We start from the raw sequence: 5159 nt of genomic DNA, 5'->3' as shown, positions 1-5159 counted from the left end.
GGCCGGACCGGGGTGGGCTGGGGGCGGGGCGGCGCCGTGGTCCGCCCGCCGTGGGTGCGGCGGGCGCGGGCGCGGGGGGAGGTGGTGCTGCGTCAGGCGCGGCGGACGGGCAGCGGGGATTGGGGGGGGCAGGTGTTTGTGCAGGCGCCGCCGCGGGCGGCCGGACGGTGCCTGGGGTGTCGGCTTCCTGCCGACGCTTTGCCGGGCCAGCGATGGACCAGAGCGGCGTATTCACCCTGGGAGGCGCGCGGCGCGGTTGGCCTCGGCGAGACGCAGCGTGCGGTCGAACAGGGGCTCCAGCGAGGCGTCGTGGCTCACGAAGATCAGCGTCGCGCCGGTGGCCTTGCACTCGTCGAACAGCAGCTGCACGAAGGCCCGGCGGCGGTCGGCGTCCAATGACGATGTGGGCTCGTCGGCGATGATGAGCTCCGGGGCACCCATGAGCGCGCGAGCGGCGGCGACGCGCTGCTGCTGGCCGACGCTCAAGGAGGTCACCGCCTCGCGCAGCAGCGCCGGCTCAGCGAGGTCCAGATGGCCGAGCAGGCGTTTGGCCTCCGCCCGGAGGCTTGACGAGCGGGCCAGCGCGCGCCCGCGGCGCAGCCGCGAGAACCGGCAAGGCAGCACCACGTTGTCGATGATGCCGAGGTAGGGGATCAGATTGAACTGCTGGAAGATGTAGCCGATGTGGTCGGCCCGAAAGTGATCCCGCTCGGGGCCGGAGCGCGCCGACAGGGTCTCGCCCAGGACCTGCACCCGACCGGCCAGGGGCACCGTGACCCCGGCCAGCAAGCCCAGCAAGGTGCTCTTGCCGCTTCCGCTCGGCCCCTCGATGAAGAGTCGCTCGCCGCGGTCGACGGAGAGCCGGTCCAGCGCCAGGATGTCCGGGCCTTTGCGGCGCCAGCGAAAGCGCACGCCGTCGAGTTGGACGATCGGCGCCGCCGCATCCGGTGCTGCGGCTGCTGCGGTGCTCACAGGTCCAGTTGGTGGCGCTCCGGGGTCAGCTCGTCACCGCGCTGACCGCTCGGCGTGATCAGTTGTACCCGCAACTTCTCCTTACCCGGAAAGACCTCGAACAGCTTCACGTCGAGCGTCTTCAGCGAAGCCGGCTTGGCGCAGGTGAAGGCCCATTCGCCATGGGCGTCGGCATGGACCTCTTCTTCCGTGTGCGCGTGATCCTCCGGGTCGCCGAGATCCAGCGTTACCAGGTGGGAGGTCTGCGCGCACTCGGCTCCGGCATTGGGTACGAAGAGCGCGGCGCCGTCCGCCATTGTCTTGCGTGCCTCGGCGATGGCCGCGCGCTCGGCGGCGTTCCGCGGCGGATGCTCGAACCCGACGATATTGGCGGCTGGGGTGTTCAGCTCCACCAACAGGGAGTCGGCGTCGACGGCGACGTTGAGCTCGGCAACGCCATGGACATGGGCGCCGTGCTGGCGGTGGCCGTGATCATGATCGCCATGGTTGTGATCGTGCTCATCGCCGGCGGCGACGGAGCCGGTGATGGCGACGAGCGTTGCCAGAAACAGCCAACGCAGGCGGCGGGGTGAGCTCGGCAGAATAGACATGGGTGACACTCTCTATGACAGCAAACACGGGCAACTCGGTCCCGGTAACGAAATCGCCATCGCAATCGGGATCGATCCGAGCCCGATGTGCCGGCAACGCCCTCAGGTCGCGCCATCCTTCGCAGCACAGTCGGAGCAGGTGCCGATGACCTCCACCACCGGCCGCGACGGCCGAAACCCGGTTTCGGCGGCCACCGATGCGAGGCTGCCGGCGATGGCCTTGTCCTCCAGCTCCGTGACGCCGCCGCAGCCGTTGCAGATTAGGAACTGGCTCGCGTGTGGGTGCTCAGGGTGGGTGCAGCCGATGTAGGCGTGCAGGGTCTCCAGCTTGTGCACCAGCCCCTGGGCCAGCAGCCAATCCAGCGCCCGATAGACCGTGGGCGGTGCCGCCGGCGGCCCCTCGCGGAGCTGGTCCAGGATCTCGTAGGCGCCCACGGGGCGGTTGGCCCGGCACACCAGCTCCAGCACACGGCGGCGCTGGTTGGTGAGGCGCACGCCGCGCTCCGCGCACAGCATCTCGGCGCGGTTCAGTGCCTGGCTGAGGGTGTCTTCGTCCATTGGGGCCTCAATAGGGGCATGGAGACGGGCTGTCGACGATCATAGCCAGTGGCGCCCCGCCGTTCAGCCCTCCGCCCGCGGCGGTGGCGTGCGCCGCAGCGCGGCGGAGACGACCGCGGAGACCAGATACAGCGCCCCCGCGAGCAGGATGATGGTCGGCCCCGGCGGTAGGTCCGGCGTATAGGACAGCGCCAACCCGCCGCTGGTCAGCGCCGCGCCAAGCACAGTAGCCAGCAGCATCATGCTGGTAATGGAGTGAGTCCATTGACCGGCCATGGCCGCCGGCAGCGTCAGCAGGGCGATGACAAGAATCAGGCCCACCACCTGGATCATCAACACCACCGTCAGGGCCACGAGCACCAGCAGCAGCAGGTAAAGCGCCGCCACGGGCAGGCCGCGCAGTCGGGCGAAGTCTTCGTCGAAGGCGACGGCAATGAAGTGCCGATAGCCGAGGCCCACCACGAGCAGCAGCAGCAGGTCCAGCGCCGCCATGAACCAGAGCTCGCGGGTGGGCACCAGCAGGATGTTGCCGAACAGGAAGCTCATGAGGTCGGTGGTGTAGCCAGGCGTGCGGGAAATGAACAGGATACCGACCGCCATACCGATCGCCCAGAGGGCGCCGATGGCGGTGTCCTCGCCGGTATGCCAAGTCAGGCGCACCCAGCCGATGAGCAGGGCCGAGACCACGGCGGCGGCGAGAGCGCCAAGCAGCGGGTCGAAGCCGAAATACAGCGCCGCGCCCATGCCGCCCAGCACCGAGTGGGCGATGCCCCCAGCGAGGAAGGCGATGCGCTTTACGACCACGAAGGGGCCGATCAGTCCGCAGCCGATGCTCGCCAGCAATCCCGCCAGCAGCGCCTGACGCAGGAAGGCCTGTTCGGTGAGCGCGGTGAAGAACTCAGTCATGCACGTGATGCTCGTGCGGTGTGCTCGTGGTCATGCTGAATCTGGCGCACGTGCTCGCCGTAGAGATCCTGGATGATCTGGCCGTCGATGCTGTCCGTGGTGTGGCAGACCAGGGTGCGGTTCAGGCAGGCCACGCGGCTCACGTAGGCGGAGATGAAGGCGATGTCGTGGGATACCACGACGATGGTGAGGCGGCGGTTGAGCTGGGCCAGCAGCTCGAAAATCTCGCCCTCCAAGCGCTGGTCGATGTTCGCCGTGGGCTCGTCCAGGATCAACAGCTGCGGCTCCCCCACCAGCGCCCGCGCCAGCAACACCCGCTGCAGCTGGCCACCGGACAGGGTGCCGATCTGCCGTGCACGCAGGTCCAGGGCTTCCACTTCGTCCAGTGCTGCGGCTGCGGCGCTGCGGTCGGCCTTGGTCCAAGGGCCCAGGCGCCAGCCGAGCCCGAAGCGACCCATGAGCACCACATCCTCGACGCCGATGGGGAAGTCCCGCGCGAAGCCGGGATACTGCGGCACATAGCCGATGCGCCGGCGCGCGCGACGGGGCGGCTCGCCCAGCACGCGGATGCCTCCGGCGCTGGGCTTCAGCAGCCCAAGGATCAGCTTCAGCAGCGTGCTCTTGCCGCCCGCATTGGGGCCAACGATGCCGAGGAACTCGCCGCGCGCCACATCCAGGCTCACGTCTTGGAGCACCGGCACCTCGCCATAAGCGAAGTGGACCCCCGTGAGGCTGATTGCCGGTGGTGCCGTGCCGGCGGCCGTCATGGCTGATGCGGCTCCGCACTGGAGGCGTCCGCATCGAGCAGGATCTCCGCGAGCCGGCGCAGCGTCGCGAAGTAATCGGGCGAGAGTGGGTCGACGGTTTCGACGCGGCCGCCGATGGCGCGTGCCACCTGCCCGGCTGCACGCTGGTCGAACTGCGGCTGCACCAGGATCACGCGGGCATTGTTCTTCTGCGCTTGCTCGATCAGGGCCGTGAGCCGGCGGGCGCCGGGCTCCTTGCCTTCGTACTCGATGGGCACCTGGCTGAGACCATAGGCGTCGGCGAAGTAGCCCCAAGCGGGGTGATAGACCAGGAAGCTTCGGTTCTCGAGCCCGCCCATCTGTTCCTGCAGCGCCGCATCCAGAGCGGCGAGCGCGGCATCGAGCGCGGCTAGGTTGGCGGCATAGGTTTCCGCGCCCGCCGGGTCGAGCTCGGTCAAGGCAGCGCGGATGGTTTCGGCCATCTGGCGGACCAGCCGCGGACTGGTCCAAACATGCGCGTCCATCCTGGGGCCTTCCTGCTGATGGCGAGCGCCGTCGCCATGGTCGTGGGTGTGCGCCGCCTGCGGGCGCAGCGTTAGACCATCGCGCAGGTCCACGACAGGCATGTCGGGGTTCGTGGCGCTGATGCGCTGCATCCAGGCGTCCTCGAACGGTACGCCGACGCGCAGGTAGAGATCGGCGTCCGCGAGGGCCGTAATCTGCCGGGGCGTCGGCTCATAGGTGGCGGGGCTGTGGCCTGGCTGGACCATCGCTCGCACCGCCACGCGCTCGCCGCCGATTCGCTCGGCGAAGGTGGCGAGCGGCAGCACGCTGACGAAGACTGACACTTGCTTGGGCGCCGATGCCACCGCCGTCATGGGCAGGACGGTGGCCAGCAGCGCCGCCACCAGCAGTCGGCCGCTGGAACGCCGACGAAGGCCGGCGAAAGGGTGGCAAGCGCGTCGGCGGAGCATGGCTTTCGGGTGTCTGGGTAGGTGGCCGTGACCGACACAGGCGGCGGTCGGCGCTTGAGTGCGAAACAGTATAACAGTGCGTTTACGGCTCTTGCATCACCGTCGTACGACCGATTTGCCGGCGATCACTGCGCGGTGTTGCGGCATTGCGAGCCCTGGCGAGTGCGCAGCGCGCGCGGTGTTTGCGCGGGCGCCCGTCGCAATGCCTGCGACAGGTTGAGCGCGAAGCTTGTCTGTATTGCACAACAGAATCGCTGCGCAACAGCCTTTCCGTATTGATCTGAAGCAAGCTCACGGCTCGTTTTGTCGTAAAAATGCAGCGTTTTGGGGTTTTCGCACTAGCTTATCGGGGCGATTCCCTATAGGCTGTGTCGCAGGGTCGTCATATTCGGCTCGCCACAAGAACCAGGCCC

Annotated in this window: 6 protein-coding genes; all 6 read right to left on the bottom strand. The window is 68.4% G+C overall.

Features of this window, described 5'->3' with window-relative positions:
• Positions 1 to 231: 231 nt before the first annotated feature.
• The 6 genes from I6U14_RS03705 to I6U14_RS03680 all read right to left on the bottom strand — a co-directional run bounded on the left by I6U14_RS03705 (position 232) and on the right by I6U14_RS03680 (position 4746).
• A complete protein-coding gene (locus I6U14_RS03705) occupies positions 232 to 972 on the bottom strand; it encodes an ABC transporter ATP-binding protein (RefSeq protein ID WP_296896967.1) in 741 nt (246 codons plus the stop codon).
• Positions 969 to 1562, bottom strand: coding sequence for a DUF2796 domain-containing protein (locus I6U14_RS03700; protein ID WP_296896966.1), 594 nt, complete (start codon positions 1560 to 1562; stop codon positions 969 to 971). The genes I6U14_RS03705 and I6U14_RS03700 overlap by 4 nt, the downstream gene beginning before the upstream one ends.
• 102 nt (positions 1563 to 1664) lie before the next feature.
• Positions 1665 to 2120, bottom strand: a complete 456-nt coding sequence (locus I6U14_RS03695) for a Fur family transcriptional regulator (protein ID WP_296896964.1) — start codon at positions 2118 to 2120, stop codon at positions 1665 to 1667.
• A gap of 63 nt (positions 2121 to 2183) precedes the next feature.
• Entirely contained in the window at positions 2184 to 3026 is an 843-nt protein-coding gene (locus tag I6U14_RS03690; RefSeq protein ID WP_296896963.1) for a metal ABC transporter permease, read from the bottom strand.
• On the bottom strand, positions 3023 to 3793 hold the full coding sequence (locus I6U14_RS03685) for an ABC transporter ATP-binding protein (protein WP_296896961.1): 771 nt from the start codon (positions 3791 to 3793) through the stop codon (positions 3023 to 3025). The genes I6U14_RS03690 and I6U14_RS03685 overlap by 4 nt, the downstream gene beginning before the upstream one ends.
• Entirely contained in the window at positions 3790 to 4746 is a 957-nt protein-coding gene (locus tag I6U14_RS03680; protein WP_296896960.1) for a zinc ABC transporter substrate-binding protein, read from the bottom strand. The genes I6U14_RS03685 and I6U14_RS03680 overlap by 4 nt, the downstream gene beginning before the upstream one ends.
• Between the last annotated feature and the right edge of the window lie 413 nt (positions 4747 to 5159).

It is taken from the genome of Thiohalocapsa sp. (assembly GCF_019695415.1).
GTDB lineage: Bacteria > Pseudomonadota > Gammaproteobacteria > Chromatiales > Chromatiaceae > Thiohalocapsa.
Note: the sequence above shows the minus strand (reverse complement) of the source record. Positions and strands in the feature narration are given on the sequence as shown.